Below are 20110 nucleotides of genomic sequence, written 5' to 3' on the forward strand. Positions count from 1 at the left end.
GAGACGACATTGGTACGCGCAGTGAGCGCCGACGAGGTGGCACCGAGCCGGCATGCCTGGCCCATCGAGGCGGCCGGACTGGCGGTGAAAGCCGGCCGGCACCTCGCCGTCGACGGCCTCGACCTTCGCCTCGGCACCGGCGTGCACGGGCTGCTCGGCCCCAACGGCGCCGGCAAGAGCACGCTGATGCGGGCCCTGGCCACGGTCGTCCGCCCGTACCGCGGCACGCTGCGGCTGCTGGGCATCGACGCCACCGCGGGCCGGGCGCTGCGTCCCGTGCGGGCCCGGCTCGGGTACCTGCCGCAGCAGTTCGGCTTCTACCCCCGCTTCACCGTCCGCGACGCCGTGGAGTACATGGCCTGGCTGCGGGAGATGCCGTCCTCGGCGGTGCCGGCCGCCGCGCAACAGGCCATCGACCGGGTGCGGCTCACCGACCGCGCTGACGCCAAGCTCAAGTCCCTGTCCGGCGGCATGCTGCGCCGCGCCGGGATCGCGCAGGCGATCGTCAACGAGCCGGACCTGCTGCTGCTGGACGAGCCGACCGTCGGGCTGGACCCGGAGCAGCGCGTGGAGTTCCGTGAGCTGATCCGCGAGCTCGGCGTCGACAGCTGCGTGCTGGTCTCCACCCACCTCGTGGAGGACGTGGTCGCCGCCTGCACCGACGTCGTGCTGATGGACGACGGCGGCCTGGTCTTCCAGGGCGTGCCCGCCGACCTGATCCGGCACGGTGAGACCGGCGGCGTCGGTGACAGCCCGGCCGAGCGCGGCTATTCGGTCCTGCTGCACCGGCACCGGGACGCGGCATGATCCGGCCGTTGCGCACCGAGCTGCGCCGATCCAACGCCCCGGCCGTGGCCGTGCTGCTGGTCGTGGTCGGCGGGCTGTCCGCCGCCAGCATGTACACCTTCTGGCAGGGCCAGTGGCTGCGCTTCGGCTACGTGCACACCACCGGCATGTTCATCCTGATGCCACTCGCGCTGGCCGGCGGCGCGGTCCTCGGCCGCCGGGACCGCCGCACCCGCGCCGAGGACCTGCTGCTGAGCACCGGGCGCCCCCGTTGGCAGCGCGCGCTGCCGGCGATGGGCGCGCTCGGCATCGCCGTCGCGGCCGCGCACCTGCTCGTCCTGGCCGCCGGCGCGGCCCTGCTCGCCGGCACGTACCTGGGGCTGCGTGGCGCCGGCGCGGCGCTGGTCGACGCGCTGGTGCTCGTCGGCGCGGCCTGGACGGGCATGGCCGCCGGCCGGCGCTGGTCCGCGCCGGTGGTGCCGCCGTTGCTCGCCGCCGCCGTGCTGGTCGTGCAGGTCGGCGCGGCGGAGATCGCACACGGCGACGACCGGCTCGGCAACCTCTCCCTGATGATCTCCTGGCCGCCGGACACCGTGTGGGAGACGACGTCCAGCCGCCTGCTGCTGAGCCACCTCGCCCTCGGCGCCGGGCTGCTGCTGACCGGCGTCCTGCTCGCCGCGGGCGCGTCGGGTCTGTGGCGCGCGGGCGGGTTCGCCGGCCTCGCCGCCGGCATCGCCGGTCTGGTCCTCATCGCGAGCCCGGGCCCGGCCGGGATCTGGCAGCTGGACGCCGGCGCGTACCGGTACGTCTGCGCCGACGGCACCCCGCAGGTCTGCGTCACCGCCGCGCACGCCCACCTGCTGCCCGGCGTCTCCGCCGACGCCCGCCGCGCCCTGCGCGCCCTCGCGAAGCTGCCCGGCGCGCCGACCCGCGCGGTCGAGCTGCGGCTGGACACCATCGGCGAGAACGACAGCGAACAGTGGTTCCGGCCGAAACCGCCGCCTGGCACCGTGCAGTTCCAACTGGAGGTCGACCCCGGCACCGGCCGCGACCCCGACGTCGCGGAGAGCATCGTCATGGGCGGCGGCACCCGCTGGTCCGGGTGCGGCCACGGCAGCGACGACGTGGCCCAGGCCGTCGCCGCCGCGTGGCTGCTGGACACCGACACCGTCCGGCTGTGGGACTCGTGGTCCGGCTTCGACTACGCGGACAAGTACCAGCCCGAGGTGCGGACCGGCGTGCAGGCGTTGCGGGCGCTGCCCGGGGCCGAGCAGCTGCGCCGGGTGACCGCTCTGCGCGACGCGGCGGCGCGCTGCGAGCAGGACCTGATGCCGTACCTCACCGGTCAGGCCGCACCGTGACCCGCGGGCTGCGACTGTACCTGCGTTCGCGCCGGGTCCCGGTCGCCGTCGCCGGCTCGGCGGGCGCCGTGGCGCTGGTCGTGGCCACCTGGTCCAGCATGATGGACCGTGCCGGCGTGCCCGCCGGCCTCGCGGTGCTCACCACCGCCATGGCGGCGGCGCCGTTCGGCCCGACCCTCGCCGGCCCGGACCCGGCACTGGACCGGACCGCCGCGCTGCCGTGGCCACCGCGCCGGGCGGCGCACCTCGTCGCCTGCTGTGTCGTGGTCGTCGCCCTGCTGCTCGCCGCCCGCCCGTTCGGCGCCGACTTCGGCCCGGTGGGGGTCGTGCTGCGCAACACGGCCGGACTGATCGGTGTGATCGGCCTCGGCGCCGCCGTCGCCGGCGCCCGCGCCGCCTGGCAGGTGCCGGTGGCGTGGGCGGCCCTCGCCGCGTTCATGGTCGCCCCCGGCGGGCCGCGGTGGCGGCAGGCGGCGCTGTGGATGGTGCAGGAACCGGGCGACCGCATCGCCACCGTCACCGCCGCGACGCTGCTCGTGGCCGGTGTCGCCGCGTACGCGATCCGCGTCGGCCCCCAGGTCGCTCCAGTCGAGGCGACGATGGACCAGTAGGCGATTGCGTCTGCCGGGATCCGGCAGAGAGCTGCCTCAAGCCGACGCCGGGCGCGCTCCTCGTTTCTCGGCTGTTGAGCTGGGCAGACGCGAAATCATCCGGGGTCGGTGAGGTCCCGGCCCGAGGCGATTCCGTGGCATGGCCTCGGCTTGGAGCATGCACCGGTGGGTAGTGGCTAGAGCATGACTGCCAGCGCGATCGAGGTCCAGCGGTACCTCGGCGACGTCCACTACCCGACGAACAAGCAGGGTCTTGTCGAGGAGGCTCGCGAGCACGGTGCCGACGACAACGTCGTGCGGACCTTGCAGGAACTTTCCCGTGACCGGTTCGCCTCACCGAACGACGTGAGCCAGGCCGTCAGCGAGCCGTCGACACAGCGCGACATCGTGGAGATCCTGCTCGCTCGGCATACCGATATCAAGCAGATGTTCATGCGCGTCGGCTCTGCTCAGGCGGGGCAGAAGGAGCAGCTGTTCCACGATCTGGTCCGGATGCTGGCCGTGCACGAGAACGCCGAGGAAGTGGTCGTGCACCCGGCGGCGCGTGACCTGATTCCCAACGGAGATTCGGTGGTCGGCGAACGGCTTCAAGAGGAGTCCGAGTCGAAGCGGGCGCTCGCCGACCTCTACGACCAGGGGATCGATCATCCGGAGTTCGACCGGCACCTTGGCGTCCTGGCCGAATCGGTGCTGGCGCATGCGGCGCAGGAGGAGCGGCTGGAGTTCGCGCAGCTGCGCCAGCACGCCGACATTGACCGGCTGCGCCGGATGGCGGCCGCGTTCGAGGCGGCCGAGTCAGTTGTGCCGACGCGCCCGCACCCGTCGGCTGGCGAGTCCGCGGCCGTCAACCTCATGGTCGGCCCGCCGACCGCGGTGTTCGACAAGATCCGCGACGCGATGCGCGACTGGCGTAAGCGCACGGGCGACGAGTGAGTCATTCAGCCTGACGTCCGGTGGCGCGCGCGGCCACCACGAGCGGCCCCGCCGCCGTGGTGCCGCGCCGCCCGAGCCGGTCACCGTGGGGACCATGTCTGCCCGTCGACCCGGAGCGAGTTGGCCGACACGCCCGGCAGCGGTACGCCCGACCACCCCGGCGCCCGATCCCGTTACGTCAGCAGCCGCAGCGACCGTTGGCGGACGTCGACGTAGCGCTCGTGCACCTCCGGGGTACCGGCGGCGGCGACCTCCTCGGCCGTGACAGGCCACTGCGGCGGCTCGGCACCGCCGGCCAGCGCCCAGGCCGCCTGACGCGCCGCGCCGCGCGCGACGTACTCGCCGGGGCTCGGCACGCTCACCGGCGCGTCGAACAGCGCCGGCGCGACCGCCTGTACCGCGCGGGACTTGGCCGCGCCGCCGATCAGCAGCACCCGATCGACCGGGGTGCCCTGAGCGCGGAGCGCGTCGAGGGCGTCGGCGAGGCCGCCGAGCATGCCCTCCACCGTGGCCCGCGCCAGGTTCGCCGCCGACGCGTTCGCCCGCGTCAGCCCGGCGAGCAGACCGCGCGCGTCGGGCAGGTTGGGAGTACGTTCCCCCTCCAGGTACGGCAGGAGCGTCAACCCTCCCGCGCCCGGCGGTGCTGAGAGCGCCAACTCGTCGAATTCGGCCAGCGACCGGCCCAGCAAGCCGGCGACGGTGCTCAACACCCGGGCCGCGTTGAGCGTGCACACCAGCGGCAGGAACCGGCCGGTCGCGTCGGCGTAGCCGGCCACCAGCCCGCTCGCGTCGGCGATCGGAGCCTCGCTCACCCCGAACGCGCACCCCGAGGTGCCCAGCGACACCACCACGTCGCCGGGCCGCAGGCCGACGCCGAGGGCCGCGCCCATGGTGTCACCGGTGCCGGCGGCCAGCACCGCGCCGGACGCGGTCTCACCGACCGTCTCGGCGGGCCCGGCCACCCGCGGCAACACCAGATCCCGGCCGAAGGCGAGCTGCACCAGGTCCCGGCGGTACTCCCCGGTCGCCGGCGACCAGTACCCGGTGCCGGAGGCCTCGCCGCGGTCGGTCGTCGGCTCGCCCCCGTCCGCGCGCAGCCGGTGGGTGAGCCAGTCGTGCGGCAGCAGCACCGTGGTCGTCCGGGCCGCGAGCTCCGGCTCGGCGCGGGCGAACCAGCGCAGCTTGGTGACCGTGAAGCTGGCCACCGGCACCAGCCCGACCGCGTCGGCCCACGCCTGCGGGCCGCCGAACTCGTCGGTGAGGTCGACCGCGGCACGCGCCGAGCGGGTGTCGTTCCACAGCACGGCGGGACGCACCACTTCGCCGGCCTCGTCGAGGCAGATCATGCCCTGCTGCTGCCCGCCGACGCCGATCGCGGCGACACCGTCCAGCAGCCCGGCGCTGGCCTGCTCGTACGCGGCCCACCACAGGCGCGGATCGGCCTCGGTACCGTCGGGGTGTGGCGCGCGGCCCTCGCGGAGCACCTCGCCGGTGTCCGCGTCACACACCACGACCTTGGTCGATTGGGTAGACGTGTCGACCCCGGCAACCAGTGTCATCGCACGCCCAGCAGGGGTTGCATGGCCAGTTGGTCGAGACGCTCGTGCGCCTGCGGAGTAGGCGTGAAGCCACTCATGGCGGTGCCTCCGTTGTTCGCGGTTGATGCCGACTTTACGCACATCAAGCGGTTAGTTCAATGACCTTCCAAACCTGTCCTGGCGTCGGCCGTCGGCAGGACTGGGAGACGCTGCCGGCGATGTCCGGCATGCTGTGGGTATGACCGAGGAACCGCAGGATCGTTCCGCCGTGTCCGGCGACACGGTGCCCGTCGCACCGCCGGTGATCTCTGTGATGTTGATCGTCTCCGATGCGGACGCCGCAGTCGCCTGGTACCGGACCGCACTGGGCGCGACGGAGCTGTGGAACCTCGGTGGCGTGGCCGGTCTTGAGATCGGCGGCGCCCCCTTCTTCCTGCACGAGGTCAATCCCGAGAACCCTGCGGAGACCAGTCCCGGCCGGGCAGGGGTCACGAGCACCCGCATCGAGGTGTTCGTCGACGACCCCGACACCTTCATCGAGCGCGCCGTCGCGGCCGGTGCGGTCGCCGGAGCGGCGATCGAGGACCACCGCGTGCCCTGGGGGACGCACCGTCAAGGCGGCTTCACGGACCCGTTCGGTCACAACTGGTCCGTGGGCGACAGGTCACCGCTGGGCCCGTTCCCACGTTGATCGGGCCCAGCCTTCATGCGCAGGGATTGCGTATCGCCTCATGGCGCGGGGTCTGGCCCGGCTCAGCCGCGCTGTGCATCACAACCACGCCTGTGTACTGAGGCGACAGGCGGCCCGGCCCGGCAAGAGACCCGTGGTCTGTAAGCTGGGTTTCATGGACTTCAAGCGCGCTCATACCGAGGAGCAGCGGGCCGAGCGGCGCCGGCAGATCCTGAACACCGCGGCCGTGATGCTGGCCGAGATGCCGATGGCCAAGATCAGCCTCAATGAGCTGAGCCGGCGTACCGGCCTGGCCAAGTCCAACGTGCTGCGGTACTTCGAGTCTCGCGAGGCGATCCTGCTTGAGCTGCTCAATGCCGAGCTCGAGGAGTGGGTGGCCGAGCTGGAGCAGGTGCTCGAACCGGTGGAGGGCACGGTCCGTGAGCGGGGGGACCGGCTGGCCGCGGTCGTGGCTGAAACGCTGGCCCGGCGCCCGGTGCTGTGCGACCTCAACAGCGCGCAGGCGTCCGTGCTCGACCACAACGTCTCCACCGATGTGGCGTTGGCGTACAAGCGCGCTTCCCACAGGTCGATCGAGGCCCAGGCGCGGATCATCCTGCGCTACCTTCCGGAGCTCGGCGCTCAGGACGCGACCCGGGTCGTTGCGATGACCACGCTCGTCGCGGGCGCGGCTTGGCCCTACAGCCAGCCACCGGAGCCGATGCTCGCCGCGTATGCCGCCGACCCTTCACTGGCCGCGCTGCGTGCTGACTTCACCGATCTGTTGCGGCAGGCCCTGGCCGTGACCATCTCGGGTCTGCTCGCCCGTCAGGAGAATCTCCCGGTGGGCTCCGCCCCCTTCGACATCGCCGGCGAAGATCGATAATCGGCAGGCACCTGCAGCCCTCTCGCCCTGCCTGCCGTGGCCGGTCTGCCGGTCTTCGTCCTGCCCGGCATCTTACAGACCGGGGGTCTCTTGTCAAAAGACCACCGGTCGCTTACCTTTGGACCTGGTACAGACCAGCGGTCTTTAGGAGTTCGGCATGTACGAGGTCCCCAGCCAACACGGCAAGCTCGCCGTCGTGACCGGCGCGAACAGCGGTACCGGCAAGGAGGCCGCCAAACGGCTCGCCGGCGCCGGCGCTGAGGTGGTCCTCGCGGTGCGCACGACCGCCAAGGGCGAGCAAGCGCGCACCGAGATCCTCGCCGCGCACCCGAAGGCGAACGTCCGGGTGGACCGCCTCGACCTGGCCGACCTCGCCTCGGTCCGCGACTTCGCCGACCGCCTCAATACCGGCGGCCGCCCGCTCGACCTGCTGCTCAACAACGCGGGCGTGATGATGGTGCCGCGGCGCACGCAGACCAAAGACGGGTTCGAGTTGCAGCTGGGCAGCAACTACCTCGGCCCGTTCGCGCTCACCGTCCGTCTGCTGCCACTGGTGCTCGCCGCGCGGGCGCCGCGGGTGGTCACGATGAGCAGCGGCACCGCCGCCCGCGGCCGGATCAACCTCGACGACCTGCAATCCCAGCACGGCTACGGGCCGGTCGCCGCCTACGCGCAGTCGAAGCTGGCCGACCTGATGCTCGCGCTGCACCTCGCCGACATCGCCGCCGCCCGTGGCTGGCCGCTGCTCTCAGCCGGCGCGCACCCCGGCAACACCCGCACGAACATCGCGTCGTCCGGCCCGAACCTCGGCGGCGGCACGCCTCCGCTCGCCCTGCGCATCGCCGGCCGGCTGACCCCGATCCAAGAGGTGCAGCAAGGCGCCGAGCCCCTGCTGTACGCCGCCACCAGCCCCGCCGCGGTCGCGGGCGGCTACTACGGCCCCCGCTGGGCCGGCCTGGTCGGCCCCACCATCAAGGCCAAGCCGACCGGCCGAGCCCTGGACAAGCAGGTCCGCGCCCGGCTGTGGGCCGAGTCCGAGCGCCTCACCGGCCTCCGCCTCCCCACCGAGCCCTGACCACATCGCACCCTTGCAGGCCTCTTCCCGGCTTCCGCGCCCGGCGCGGAGGCGTCGCGAGCTCCTCGACGCGCCGAGACCCGCGGCAGGCCATGCGCTCCGCCCGAGCGGCACCAGCCGCCCAGCCGGATCAGGTAACCGTTCGCTGCAATCATCATCGGTCGAGGAGTAACCATCGTGAAGGTAGTGGTGTTCGGCGGCAGCGGCCTCGTCGGCGACGGCTTCATCCAGGAAAGCCTGAACGCCGACGACGTCACCGAAGTCGTCACCGTCGGCAGAACACTGCTCGACCTGGCCCACCCGAAGCTGCGCCAGGTCGTCCACGACGACTTCAGCGACTTCACCACGATCAGCGACGACCTGGCCGGCGCCGATGCGTGTTTCTGGGCCCTCGGCGTCTCCTCCAGCACGGTCAACGCCCAGGACTACGAACGCATCACCTACGACTACACCGTGGCCGCCGCCCGTACCCTCGCCACGATCAACCCCGACCTGACCTTCGTCTACGTCTCCGGCGGCGGCACCGACAGCACCGAACGAGGTCGCAGCCGCTGGGCCCGAGTCAAAGGCCGCACCGAGAACGCCATCATCAAGACCTTCCCCAACGGCTACGCGCTGCGCCCCGGCTTCGTCGAGCCGCTGCACGGCAAACAGTCCAAGACCACGGCGTACCGGATCTTCGTCCCCGCCCTGCCCGCGATCGCCCTGATCGCCCGCATGCTGCGCCTCACGCCCGTCCTCATGACCAGCACCAGACAGATGGGCCAGGTTGTTCTGCACCTTGCCCGCGACGGCTATCCCCGCCACGTCCTTGAAAACCGCGACATCGTCGCGATCGACGCCTTGCCCGGGCGAGGAATGCCGCGCTGACGCAGAAGTCCTGCCTGCCCGGTGGTAGCCGTCTGATAGGGGAGCTCGAGGTCGAAGACCTTGCCGGGGTTTATGCCGCCGCCGAGGATCAGGTCGAGCAGGCGCGGCAGGTATTCGCGGACGGGTGCGGGCCAGCCGTGCAGGTGGACGTGGGAGAAGAACGGGTCCTGGCCGTCAAGCTCGCTGCCGTGGGAGACGCCGACGTGCTCGTGGCCCATCGGGGTCGGTTCCTTGACGGCCGGCGAGCCCGACCAGCGGTGCGGCGACGCCGCCGAACCCGAACCGGACGACACCGAGCAGCAAGGCGGTGCCGGCCAGCCGTGGGGTACTCGCCAGGTCAGATCAGCCTGGGTTGCGCGGAACGGGTCCGGTGCTGGCTCGCAGCGAGATCGGCGGAGCGTGCAGGAGCTGCCGAGGCGATGCCTCCGGCTCGGCGATGCGTGCCAGGAGCAGTTCGACGGCTTCGGCGCCCATGTCCAGCGTCGGTACGTCGGCCGCGGTGAGCGGCGGGCGGAAGTCCTCGGCCCAGTGGCGGGCGGCTACACCGGTGACGGAGAAGCGGGCCGGCACATCGAGGCCCGCCCGTTCGAGCGCGCGCTGGATGCCGGGGAGGGCGGCCTCGTTGATGGTGACGACCGCCGTCGTGCGTGGGTGGTCTGCGCGGAGTTGTCCGAGGCAGGTTTCGCCCGCCGTCGCCTCGTCAGGGCAGCAGGCGTCGACGCCGGTCAGGCCACGCTCCGAGACGGCTTCCCGGAAGCCGGTGAGGGCACGGTGACCGGGGCCGTAGCCGGCGGCGACGAGCTCGGTCGAGCGGTTGATGAAGGCGATGTGCCGGTGGCCGAGGTCGGCGAGGTGGTGCACACAGCGCGCGATGAGGATGGTGTAGTCGATGTCGACCCACCACATGTCGTGCGGGTCGGCGGTGCGGCCGATGGTGACGAAGGGCAGGCCGGTCTGCTGGAGGCGGGTGACCCGATCGTCCTCGAGGCGGATCTCCATGAGCAGGACGCCGTCGACGCGGCGGCCGGTGACGATGCGTTCGAAGGAGCGGTCGTGGTCGCCGCCGGACGGTGAGAGCAGGACGTCGAAGTCGGCGTGCGCGGCGGCTTCCACGACGCTGGCGACGAAGCTGAGCTGCATGTCGGTGAGGCGTTGCGTCGCCGGCGGGATGACCAGTCCCAGCGTCCTGGTCCGGCCTTCCTTCAGCGCGCGAGCTGCCGCATTCGGTCGGTAGTCGAGCTCTTCGATGACGGCGAGGACCCGCTGCCGGATGGGGTCGGACACCGTGCGCTTGCCGCTCAGCACGTAGGAGACGGTGCTGCGGGCGACGCCGGCGCGCTGGGCGATCTCGCCGATGTTCATGACCCTCCCAGCGAATCGGTTCGAAACGACCGTAGACCGGTCCGCGCGACGCTGTCAACGCGGTAGGGCAGGGCTTGACCCATCTGCGGGCCGGGCGTATCTTCCCCTCGAACCGATTCGCGAACCGGTTCGCTGATCTTCCGACGTGGGCCGTCCCATTCATTCCGGTCCTCGTCCGCTCGTCAACACCCCCAGGAACACACCCCGCCATCTCCCTCCAAGGGGCATCTCATGCATGTGCCGTTTCGTGGCAGCCGCAGGCTGCGCGCATCCCTGTTAGCGCTCACATTGCTCGGTGGGCTGGCCGCCTGCTCGTCCGGCGACGAACCGGCGGGAGACGCCGCCGGTGGCACCTACACCATCTGGGACCCGTACCCGCAGTACGACGACAGCTCCGCGTGGGTCCAGCTGCTGAACACCTGCGGTGCCGGCGCCGGCGTGACGGTGAAGCGCACCGGCTACGACACCAGCGACCTGACGAACAAGGCGCTGCTCGCCGCGCAGCAGGGCAACTCGCCCGACGTGCTCATCGTCGACAACCCCGTCGTATCCACGCTCGCCGAGGCGGGCGTGCTGACCACGACCGAGGACAACAAGCTCGACATCGCCGCGATCGCCCCGAACCTCGTCGCGGCCGGGCAGGCCGGCGGCAAGACGTACGGCATCCCGATCGGCGCCAACACCCTGGCCCTGTACTACAACAAGAAGGTCCTGCAGGCGGCCGGCGTGGACATCGCCTCGGTGAAGGACTGGCCGTCGCTCACGGCGGCGCTGGGCAAGGTGAAGGCCGCCGGGAAGAAGGGCATCACGTTCTCGGCGATCGGCACCGAGGAGGGCAGCTTCCAGTTCCTGCCGTGGTACTGGGGCTCCGGCGCCAACCTGCGCAAGCTCGACTCGCCGGAGGCGGTCTCGGCGCTGAGCCTGTGGCAGGACTGGCTCAAGCAGGGCTACGCCCCGAACTCGGTCATCAACAACACGCAGACGACCAGCTGGCAGGAGTTCGCCACGGGCGAGTACGCGTTCGCCGAGAACGGCACCTGGCAGCTGGGCAACGCGAAGAAGGCCGGCTTCGAGTACGGCATCATCCCGGTGCCCGGCAGCAAGGGCGGGACCGCGCCGGCCCCGACCGGCGGCGAGTTCGTGAGCGTGCCGGTGCAGAAGGACGCCAAGCGGTACCCGACGACGAAGAAGCTCGTCGAGTGCCTGGCGAACACCGACAACTCCCTCGCCACGGTCAGCGCCCTGAACTACGTCGCGCCGACCACCGCGGTGCAGGACAAGCAGGTCACCGCGAACCCGGAGCTGAAGGTGTGGGTCGACGCGGTCAAGGCAGCCAAGGGCCGCACCAGCGACGACCTCGGCACGAAGTACCCGAAGATCTCCGAGCCGCTGTGGACCGCGGTACAGGCGGCGCTGAGCGGGTCGAAGTCCCCGGCCGACGCACTGGCCACCGCGCAGACGGCCGCGGCCGCGGCGACCAAGTAGCCCGATGAGCAGTCTGTCCGTCCGGGACAGGAACGGGGTGGCGGCGGTCCCGGCCGCCACCCCACCCGGGGCCCGGCGCACACGAGCGGGGCAGTGGGCGGCGTGGGCGTTCGTGGCGCCGGTCGCGGTGTACCTGATCGCCTTCTACGCCTATCCGCTGTACCGCAACCTCGACCTGAGCCTGCGCCACTACACGGTGCGCTCGTTCGTGCAGGGGGACGCGCCGTTCAGCGGCCTCGACAACTACCGCACCGTCGTGGAGGACCCGACGTTCACGCCGGCGCTGCTGCACACGGTGGTGTTCACCGCTGCATCGCTGATCCTGCAGTTCGCGATCGGCCTGGCCCTCGCGGTGTTCTTCAACCGGCACTTCCGGCTGTCGGCGACGCTGCGGGCGCTGTTCCTCGTGCCGTGGCTGCTGCCGCTGATCGTGTCCGCCTCGACGTGGTCGTGGATGCTCAACAGCGACTCCGGGATCGTCAACAGCGCATTGGGCCTCGTCGGCGTGGACCCGGTCAACTGGCTCACCTCCCCGGACTGGGCCTTGACCTCGGTGATCGCGGCCAACGTCTGGATCGGCGTCCCGTTCAACCTCGTCGTGCTCTACAGCGGCCTGCAGGCGATTCCTTCGCACCTGTACGAGGCGGCGCAGCTGGACGGTGCGACCGGCGCGCAGCAGTTCTGGCGGATCACGTTGCCGCTGCTGCGGCCGGTCTCCCTGATCACGCTGCTGCTCGGGCTGGTGTACACGCTCAAGGTGTTCGACCTCATCTGGATCATGACCAAGGGCGGGCCGAACGGCGCCTCCACGACGTTCGCCACCTGGTCCTACCGGCTCGGGTTCGGCAACCTCGTGCCGCAGTTCGGGCCCGGCGCGGCCGTCGGCAACCTGTTGATCGTGATGGCCCTCGTCTGCGGGCTGCTGTACATCCGGGTGCAGCGGAGGCTCGGATGAACCGCTGGCGCACCTGGGTCGGCCTGCTGCTGACCGCCGTCATGTTGTTCCCGGTGTACTGGATGGTCAACGTCTCGCTCACCCGCGACCAGGACATGCGCAAGAGCCCACCTCATGTCTTCCCGGTAGACCCGACCTTCGACGGTTACCGGGCGGTGTTCGACCAGCAGCTGCCGTACCTCGGCACCAGCCTGCTCGTCGCGCTGGGCACCGTCGCACTGACCGTCCTGCTCGCCGCGCCCGCCGGCTACTCCCTGGCCAAGTTGCGGCCGCGGGGCGGGGGAGTGCTGAGCTTCGCGTTCCTGGTCGCGCAGATGATCCCCGGGATCATCATGGCGATGGGGTTCTACGCCATCTACCTCAACCTCGGCGTGCTCAACTCGTGGCCCGGCCTCATCCTCGCCGACTCGACCATCGCCGTGCCGTTCGCGGTCCTGGTGTTCACCACGTTCATGGCCGGCATCCCCGAGGAGCTGCTACAGGCGGCGAAGACCGACGGCGCCGGACCGCTGCGCACGTTCACCGCGATCGTGCTTCCGGTCAGCCGCAACGCGATCGTCACCGTCGCACTGTTCGCGTTCCTGTGGGCGTGGTCGGACTTCGTCTTCGCCAGCACGCTCGACGGCGGCGGCGACCTGCGCCCGATCACGCTCGGCATCTACCAGTACATCGGCAACAACAACCAGGAATGGAACGCGATCATGGCCACCGCCGTCGTCGCCTCCATTCCGGCCACCGTCCTGCTCGTCGCCGCCCAGCGGTTCGTCGCCGCCGGCGTGACCGCCGGCGCCGTCAAGGACTGACCCCGAAAAGAGAGCCACCGCAATGACCGTCGTGTTCCCGATCCGGGACATCCCCTTCAGCCACGCAGGTTCCTGGTTCGGCATCTCGCCGGTCGTCGGGCTGCACACCGTCGCCGACGACCTGCACCTGGTGTCGCACCAGACCGGTATGCACGCCGTCCTGCGGTTCGAGCCGGCGCAGACCGCGACGGTCACCGCCACCGCGGCCCGGCTGGAATGGGCGCACGACGCGGGCACGGTCGAGGCGACCTACGAGACACCCGACACCGTGCGGCTGCGCGGCGAAGGCCTGGGCATGGCCGTCCTCGTCGCCGAGTCCACCCTCACCCCGTTCACCGGCAGCTATCTGTACCGCGACCCGGTCGACGACGCCGTCGTGTTGACCGACTACGGCACCGGCCGCCGGTACCGCATCACCATCCTGACCGGAGACGACGTCGAAGTCCGCGGCGTCGAAGCGGTCGGCGCCGCCGAGCGCGGCGTCGTGCTCGGCGACGGGACGTGGGAGATCGCGATCGAGGAGTACGCCAGCGGCCGCGCACCGTACCGGACCGCGGTCACCTTCGACGAGGCCGTCAAGGCCGTCGACGCGCAGTTCGCGGCGTTCGCCGACCAGGTCGCACCGTGGCGGGACGAGCAGACACCCGCCGCGGAGCTCGCCGCCTACGTGCTGTGGTCGGCGACCGTCGCGCCCAACGGGTTTCTCACCCGGCCGGCGGTGCTGATGTCCAAGCACTGGATGGACAAGGTGTGGAGCTGGGACCACTGCTTCAACGCCCTCGCCCTCGCCGCCGGCGATCCCGACCTCGCCTGGCACCAGTTTCGCCTCCCGTTCGACCACCAGGACGACACCGGCGGCCTTCCCGACTCGATCACCCACTCGGAGGTGCTCTACAACTTCGTCAAACCACCCATCCACGGCTGGGCCCTCGCGCAGCTGCGCGAGCAGACGGCGACCCTGGACCCCGCCGAACTCGAGGCGGTCTACGGGCACATGGTGCGCTGGACCAACTTCTGGCTCACCGTCCGCCAGGTTCCCGGCGAGGACCTGCCGCATTACCACCACGGCAACGACAGCGGCTGGGACAACGCGACCCTGTTCGACCCCAGCCGCGTCGTGCAGAGCGCGGACCTCGCCACATTCCTTGTCCTCCAGATCCGCGAACTCGCCGCCCTCGCCACGCACCTGGGCCTTTCCGGTGACGCCACCGCCTGGTGCACTCGCGCCGACCAGCTCCGGGTCGCTCTGCTGCGGCAGCTGTGGACCGGCGACCGGTTCGTCGCCCGGCACCCCGCGAGCCACGACACCTGGAGCACCGACAGCCTGCTGTTCCTCATGCCGATCGTCCTGGGCGCCGAGCTGCCCGCCGGGATCCGCGACATCCTCGCCGAACGGATCCGCGCCCACCTCACCGAGCACGGCCTCGCCACCGAAGATCCGGCGTCGGCGCACTACGAGGCCGACGGCTACTGGCGGGGCCCGATCTGGGCGCCGTCCACCGTGCTCATCGAGGACGGGCTGCGCCGGGCCGGTTGTACCGACCTCGCCGACGACATCAGCGCCCGCTTCCGCGCGCTGTGCGAACGGTCCGGCTTCGCCGAGAACTTCGACGCGCACACCGGCGCCGGTCTGCGCGACCGCGCCTACACCTGGACGGCCAGCGCCTACCTGATCCTGGCCGCCGCACACGTCGAGCGCCGCCACCGCTGACGGCGTCTCGCTCCCTGCCCCGCCAACCTCAAGGGAGTCCCACCGATGCACCTGAAACGCACGTTCCTCACCACCGTCGCTCTTGCCGTCGCCGCCGCGACGCTGACGGTCGCCACCCCGGCGAACGCCGCCGACGAGTCGATCAGCGTCAACTTCTCCGTCGCCGGTGGCAGCCCCACGTACCGAGCGTCCGGCTGGATCTACGGCATGACCGAGAACGCCGCCGGCCCCGCCGACCACTTCTACCGCGACGTGAAGTTCCGCGCCATGCGCGCCGGCGGGGCCCAGCTGGACCAGCCCGGCGGCTGGGTCTCCGGCAAGTACGACCGGCGCTGGAACGCCACCCGGGCCCAGCTGCTGCGCACCGCGGCGCTCGGCGGCACGTTCGTGCTCCTGCCGCACGACCTGTGGGGCGCCGACGGCTACCCGATCTCCCGCTTCCCGGGCGACAACGGCGACTGGACCGACTACAACAACTTCCTCACCCGGGTCATCGCCGACGTGAAAGCGACCGGCGTCCCGGTCCAGTGGGACATCTGGAACGAGCCGAACATCTTCTTCTGGAACCGGCCGCAGGCCCAGTACTTCGAGCTGTGGCGGCGCACGTACCAGCGGCTGCGCGCCGAGATGCCCGGCACCCTGCTCGTCGGGCCCAGCTACGCCGGCGTGCCCACCACCCAGAGCGGCTGGTGGACGCAGTTTCTGGACCACGTGAAGGCCAATAACGTGGCGCCGGACATCTACAGCTGGCACAGCCTGCCCGGCGACCCGGTCGCCGACGTCGCGAACGCCAACGCCAGCCTCGGCGCCCGGGGTCTGGTGAACACCCGCCCGTACCAGATCAACGAGTACGGCTCCCCGAGTGAGCAGAACCCGGGCGACGGCTCGTGGTACATCGCCCGCCTCGAGCGGTCCGGCGCCGACGGGCTGCGCGCCAACTGGGCCAGCACCGCCAACCTGCACAACGACCTCGGCAACCTCCTCGTCCGCAACAGCGCCGGGCAGCACCAGCCCAAGGGCGAATGGTGGGTCTACCGGTTCTACGGCTCGCAGACCGGTCAGATCTCCAACGTGACGCCCAGCGCCGCGTACGACGCGTTCGCCACCAAGTCCAACGGCGTGGCGAAGATCCTCGTCGGTGGCGGCGGCACCACCGGCAACATCGCGGTCAACCTGCAGCGCCTGGACACCACGTCCGGCATCGTGCAGAACAACCAGGTCCGCGTGCTCGTGCAGCGCATCCCGAACAACAACGGCGGCGCGGTGCAGGGCCCCACCACCATCCAGAACAGCGTGGTCACCCTGTCCGGCAACGCGACGACGGTGAACCTGCCGCACAGCAACATCGACGACGCCTTCACCATCACCGTGCTGCCGCCGTCGGACGGCAGCTTCCAGAGCGTCGCCGTCGCGCAGCACTCCCAGCAGTGCCTCGACAACACCAACCTGGGCACCAGCGACGGCAACCGCCAACAGCAGTACTACTGCGAGGGCGGCGACCAGCAGCTCTGGAACTTCCGCCCGGTCTCCGGCGTCGCGAACACCTACACCGTCGTCAACCAGCAGACCGGCAAGTGCCTCGACGTCAACGGCGTCTCCACCGCCGACGGCGCCGCCGTGCAGCAGTGGACGTGCACCGGCGGCCAGAACCAGCAGTTCACCCTCCGCAAGGTCACGTACAGCGGCAACGACAGCCACGACTACCAGCTCGTCGCCCGCCACAGCGGCAAGTGCGTCGACGTCAGCACCATCTCCACCGCCGCCGGCGCGCTCGTCCACCAATGGACCTGCAACCCGGCCGGCCAGGGCAATCCGCTGAACCAGACGTGGCGGCTCCTCGGCCGCTAGCCACCACCGGATGACGCTGGACCGCTCCTCCTTCGAGCGGTCCAGCGTCGCGCCGAGCAGCGCCCTGCCCGGTCGAGACGGGCCACGTCGAGTTCGACCCTGTCCGGACCGGTCAGTGCCCGGGGTGGTGGGAGGGTCGGCAGCGGTGTCGGCGTCGGGTAGGGCCGGGGGAGTGGCCTGGCGGCAGTTCCGCACCATGCTCGAATACAAGGCCGACTGGTACGGCCGGACCCTGGTCGCCGTGGGCCGCTGGTTCCCGTCGTCCAAGCTGTGCTCGACCTGTGGTGCGCTCGCTGAGCGGATGCCGCTGCACGTGCGGTCGTGGACCTGCCGGTGCGGCACACCCACGACCGCGACATCAACGCTCACACCTCTACCTGTCCGGCAGCGCCGCCGCTGTTACGCGGGCCGCCAGGTCCTGCACGGCCGTGTGGAACGCCGTCAGGGCGGGCGCCGGCGGGGTGTCGCGGGTGACGGTGACGAGGCGGCGCCGCAGCGTCGACTCGGCGAGGTCGCGGACGGCGAGCGCCGGGTCGCCGGGCGGCAGGGCGAGGCGCGGCATCAGGGCGACCGCGGCGCCGACCCGGACGAGCTCCAGCTGCACGTCGGCGTCGTTGGAGCGGTGCCGCACGTCAGGCTCGTAGCCGCCGCGCACCCGGCACGTGCCGACGACCATTGCGTGGTGCCCGGTGCCCTCGGCCGACGCGGTCCACACGTCGTCGCGCAGCCCGGCGATCGCGACCGGCCCGCCGCCCTCCGCCAGGGGGTGCGCAGCCGGGAGCACCACCTGCAGTGGCTCCTCGAGCAGGACGGCGAAGCGCATCCCGGCCGGGCGCGGCCGTGGATGGCCGTCGTACTCGTCGCCGATCACCAGGTCCACCGCGCCGAGCCGCAGGCCGGGCAGCGCCTGCTCGAGCTCCAGCTCGAAGATCTCCACCCGCACCCCCGGCCGCTCGGCCCGCATCCGGGCGACCGCGGGCACCAGCAGCCGCCGCGCCGCGGACTGCAGGCCGCCGGCGCGGACGGTGCCGCGGATGTCGCCGCCGAGCGCGGCCAGGTCGGCCTCCGCCGCCTCGGCGGCCGACAGCAGCACCCGCGCGTGCCCGGCGAGGAGCCGGCCGGCGTCGTTGAGCCGCACCCCGCGGCCGGCCTTCTCCAGCAGCGGCGTGCCGACCTCCTTCTCCAGCAGCGTCAGCTGCTGCGAGACCGTCGACGGGCTGTAGCCCAGCGCGGCGGCGACCGCGGCGAGGGTGCCGCGCTCCTCGAACTCGCGCAGGAACCGCAGCCGGCGCAGATCCAGCGCGACCATGCGGGAATCCTAACGAATCAGCACCGGGAATCATCGCTGGACCTGCACGGTTTCATGGTCAACGCTCGACGCATGGGTCCGGCACTGTGTCTCGTCTCCGCGGCGTGCTTCGGCGCGCTCGCGATCTTCGGCAAGTTCGCCTACGACGCGGGCGTCTCGCCCGGGGCGCTGCTGCTGGTCCGCTTCGTCCTCGCCGCCGCGCTGCTGTGGCTCGTCCTGCTCCTGCGCCCCGAGCTGCGCGGCGGCGCCTCGTCGCGGCGCGCCGTCGGCACCGCCCTCGGACTCGGCGCGATCGGCTACGCCGCCCAGGCGAGCCTGTTCTTCGTGGCGCTGCGCCTCATGGACGCCTCGCTGCTGTCGCTGATCCTGTACACGTTCCCGGTCCTGGTGACCGTCGCGGCGGTCCTGCTCGGCCGCGACCGCCTCACCCCTCGCCGCGGTGCGGCCCTCGTCGCCGCGTCGACCGGCACGCTGCTGGTCCTGCTCGGCACCGGCAGCGTGAGCTTCCACCCGCTCGGCGCGCTGCTCGGCTTCGGCTCCGCGGTCGTCTACACCGTCTACATCCTGGTCGCCGACACGGTCGTGCACAGCATGCCGCCGGTGCTGCTGTCCGCGCTGGTGATGACGGGCGCCGCCGGTACCCTCGCCGCCAACGCCGTGCTGAACGGCGGTGTCGGGCTGAGCTTCGCCCCGGTGGGGTGGCTGTGGCTGGGCTGCATCGCGGTCGTCTCGACGGTCGCGGCCATGCTGACGTTCTTCGCCGGCCTCCAGCGCACCGGCCCGTCCACCGCCGCGATCCTGTCCACGTTCGAGCCGGTCGTCACCACCGCCCTCGCCGCCATCCTCCTCGGCGAGTCCCTCACCCCGGTCCAGCTTACCGGCGCCGCCCTGGTGCTCGCCTCCGCCGTCGTCCTGCAGACGGCCGCTCGGAAGGAACCCGCCGGTTTGCCCGTCGCCGCGACAGTGATGGATTAGCTTGGGCGGTGATGAACAGCGACGACTTCTGGCGGATGATCGACGGCGTCCTCGACCTGCCGTTCGACGCGCGGGCGGCCCGGCTGGTGGACGTGCTCGCCGCGCGGGCGGAGGGCGACATCACCGGTTTCGAGGACCGCCTCGCCGAGGCGCTGCACCGGCTGGACACGCCGGAGCACGCCGTGGCACACGGTGACGCCTTCCTGTACATCCGCTGCGCCGCGGTGCTGTCCGGATCGCGGGCGTTCCGGCGCATCGTCGAGGACCCGCCGTCGCTGCTCGCCCTTGACGACGTCGAAGCGGAGGACCTGCTGTTCGTGGCGTCCACGGCGTACGAGCGGGTGACGGACCGGCCATGGGAGCACCGGGCGCCGGTGAGCTACGAGAGCGGCACCAGCGCCGCGTGGGGCCGGCCGGTCGAGGACGGCACGGATGGGTGGCAGCCGGCGTGGCTGAGCTGGTCCGGAGGCTACGGCCTCGGCGTCCAGATGTCTGCGGAGTACGAGCTGACGCGGCTGCACCTGGTCGAGGCGCTGGACGCGACCGAGGAGTGGCGGCAGTGGTGGGACGCCGCGCCAGCCCCGCAGGCCGACGTCATGTTCGTCATCGACCCGGGCATACCGGAGCAGACGAAGGTCCGGAAGGGGCGCAAGATCGTGCGGGCCGAGGTGGTCCGCGACCGGCACGGGTTCGCCAGCGCCCCCGCCGCCACGGAGCCGGAGAAGGCCCGCGACGACCTGGTCGCGGTGCTGACCATCACCGCGGAGCAGCTCCGGATGCCGGCGATGCCGCAGTTCCCGCCGATGCCCGCGCTGTCCGAGGAGGAGCTGCGCAACCTGCGCCAGGGGCACGAGGAGTCCGCCGAGATGGTGGCCCGTCACCTCGGCCCAGGCGTGTGGGGCGGCATGGCCTGACGGTATCTACACTGCGAC

Annotated in this window: 19 protein-coding genes and 1 pseudogene; 16 read left to right on the top strand and 4 right to left on the bottom strand. The window is 71.5% G+C overall.

Annotated elements, in window-relative coordinates; translation table 11 throughout:
* Positions 1-9 precede the first annotated feature (9 nt).
* The 4 genes from AB0J72_RS53550 to AB0J72_RS53565 all read left to right on the top strand — a co-directional run bounded on the left by AB0J72_RS53550 (position 10) and on the right by AB0J72_RS53565 (position 3691).
* On the top strand, positions 10-807 hold the full coding sequence (locus AB0J72_RS53550) for an ABC transporter ATP-binding protein (protein ID WP_363415226.1): 798 nt from the start codon (positions 10-12) through the stop codon (positions 805-807).
* The gene (locus AB0J72_RS53555; protein ID WP_363415229.1) at positions 804-2147 is read left to right on the top strand and encodes a hypothetical protein; all 1344 of its coding nucleotides are present in this window, start codon (positions 804-806) and stop codon (positions 2145-2147) included. The genes AB0J72_RS53550 and AB0J72_RS53555 overlap by 4 nt, the downstream gene beginning before the upstream one ends.
* Entirely contained in the window at positions 2144-2758 is a 615-nt protein-coding gene (locus AB0J72_RS53560; protein ID WP_363415232.1) for a hypothetical protein, read from the top strand. Before AB0J72_RS53555 ends, AB0J72_RS53560 begins: the two co-directional genes overlap by 4 nt.
* A 183-nt stretch (positions 2759-2941) precedes the next feature.
* Positions 2942-3691, top strand: coding sequence for a DUF2795 domain-containing protein (locus AB0J72_RS53565; RefSeq protein WP_363415235.1), 750 nt, complete (start codon positions 2942-2944; stop codon positions 3689-3691).
* A 173-nt stretch (positions 3692-3864) separates the two neighbouring features.
* Here the strand turns inward: AB0J72_RS53565 and xylB are convergent, their stop codons facing one another.
* Positions 3865-5250 (bottom strand): xylulokinase, encoded by a 1386-nt coding sequence (gene xylB / locus AB0J72_RS53570; protein WP_363415237.1) that lies wholly within the window; start codon positions 5248-5250, stop codon positions 3865-3867.
* Positions 5251-5467: 217 nt separating this feature from the next.
* Between xylB and AB0J72_RS53575 the strand changes: the two genes are divergently transcribed.
* The 4 genes from AB0J72_RS53575 (at position 5468) to AB0J72_RS53590 (ending at position 8730) form a co-directional block, all read left to right on the top strand.
* Positions 5468-5920 carry a VOC family protein gene (locus AB0J72_RS53575; RefSeq protein WP_363415240.1) on the top strand — a complete coding sequence of 151 codons (453 nt, stop codon included), beginning with the start codon at positions 5468-5470 and terminating at the stop codon, positions 5918-5920.
* 154 nt (positions 5921-6074) lie between these two features.
* Complete coding sequence (locus tag AB0J72_RS53580) at positions 6075-6785, top strand: TetR family transcriptional regulator (protein WP_363415243.1); 711 nt, start codon at positions 6075-6077, stop codon at positions 6783-6785.
* Positions 6786-6942: 157 nt separating this feature from the next.
* Positions 6943-7860, top strand: coding sequence for an SDR family oxidoreductase (locus AB0J72_RS53585; protein WP_363415246.1), 918 nt, complete (start codon positions 6943-6945; stop codon positions 7858-7860).
* Positions 7861-8037: 177 nt separating this feature from the next.
* Positions 8038-8730 carry an epimerase gene (locus tag AB0J72_RS53590; RefSeq protein ID WP_363415249.1) on the top strand — a complete coding sequence of 231 codons (693 nt, stop codon included), beginning with the start codon at positions 8038-8040 and terminating at the stop codon, positions 8728-8730.
* On the opposite strand, the gene AB0J72_RS53595 is transcribed toward AB0J72_RS53590, so the two are convergent.
* Positions 8655-8948: a hypothetical protein gene (locus tag AB0J72_RS53595; protein ID WP_363415252.1), complete on the bottom strand. Its 294-nt coding sequence runs from the start codon at positions 8946-8948 to the stop codon at positions 8655-8657. The two genes, AB0J72_RS53590 and AB0J72_RS53595, sit on opposite strands and share 76 nt — an antisense overlap.
* 124 nt (positions 8949-9072) lie before the next feature.
* Positions 9073-10092 (bottom strand): LacI family DNA-binding transcriptional regulator, encoded by a 1020-nt coding sequence (locus AB0J72_RS53600; protein ID WP_363415255.1) that lies wholly within the window; start codon positions 10090-10092, stop codon positions 9073-9075.
* A gap of 231 nt (positions 10093-10323) precedes the next feature.
* Between AB0J72_RS53600 and AB0J72_RS53605 the strand changes: the two genes are divergently transcribed.
* The 6 genes and pseudogenes from AB0J72_RS53605 to AB0J72_RS53630 all read left to right on the top strand — a co-directional run.
* On the top strand, positions 10324-11577 hold the full coding sequence (locus AB0J72_RS53605) for an extracellular solute-binding protein (protein WP_363415258.1): 1254 nt from the start codon (positions 10324-10326) through the stop codon (positions 11575-11577).
* A gap of 4 nt (positions 11578-11581) precedes the next feature.
* A complete protein-coding gene (locus AB0J72_RS53610) occupies positions 11582-12532 on the top strand; it encodes a sugar ABC transporter permease (RefSeq protein WP_363415261.1) in 951 nt (316 codons plus the stop codon).
* Positions 12529-13335 carry a carbohydrate ABC transporter permease gene (locus AB0J72_RS53615; RefSeq protein ID WP_363415264.1) on the top strand — a complete coding sequence of 269 codons (807 nt, stop codon included), beginning with the start codon at positions 12529-12531 and terminating at the stop codon, positions 13333-13335. Before AB0J72_RS53610 ends, AB0J72_RS53615 begins: the two co-directional genes overlap by 4 nt.
* Before the next feature lie 22 nt (positions 13336-13357).
* Positions 13358-15046 (top strand): glycogen debranching protein, encoded by a 1689-nt coding sequence (locus AB0J72_RS53620; RefSeq protein WP_363415266.1) that lies wholly within the window; start codon positions 13358-13360, stop codon positions 15044-15046.
* Between the two features lie 45 nt (positions 15047-15091).
* Positions 15092-16894, top strand: a complete 1803-nt coding sequence (locus tag AB0J72_RS53625) for an RICIN domain-containing protein (RefSeq protein ID WP_363415269.1) — start codon at positions 15092-15094, stop codon at positions 16892-16894.
* A 196-nt stretch (positions 16895-17090) separates the two neighbouring features.
* A pseudogene (locus tag AB0J72_RS53630) lies at positions 17091-17177 on the top strand (zinc ribbon domain-containing protein); the annotation flags it as partial.
* A gap of 90 nt (positions 17178-17267) precedes the next feature.
* Here the strand turns inward: AB0J72_RS53630 and AB0J72_RS53635 are convergent.
* Positions 17268-18203: a LysR family transcriptional regulator gene (locus AB0J72_RS53635; protein ID WP_363415272.1), complete on the bottom strand. Its 936-nt coding sequence runs from the start codon at positions 18201-18203 to the stop codon at positions 17268-17270.
* A gap of 72 nt (positions 18204-18275) precedes the next feature.
* On the opposite strand from AB0J72_RS53635, the gene AB0J72_RS53640 reads away from it, so the two are divergent.
* Positions 18276-19178 (top strand): DMT family transporter, encoded by a 903-nt coding sequence (locus tag AB0J72_RS53640; protein ID WP_363415292.1) that lies wholly within the window; start codon positions 18276-18278, stop codon positions 19176-19178.
* A gap of 11 nt (positions 19179-19189) precedes the next feature.
* Positions 19190-20092 carry a DUF4240 domain-containing protein gene (locus AB0J72_RS53645; protein WP_363415275.1) on the top strand — a complete coding sequence of 301 codons (903 nt, stop codon included), beginning with the start codon at positions 19190-19192 and terminating at the stop codon, positions 20090-20092.
* Positions 20093-20110 lie beyond the last annotated feature (18 nt).

Source organism: Dactylosporangium sp. NPDC049742 (assembly GCF_040674675.1).
Classification (GTDB): domain Bacteria; phylum Actinomycetota; class Actinomycetes; order Mycobacteriales; family Micromonosporaceae; genus Dactylosporangium; species Dactylosporangium maewongense.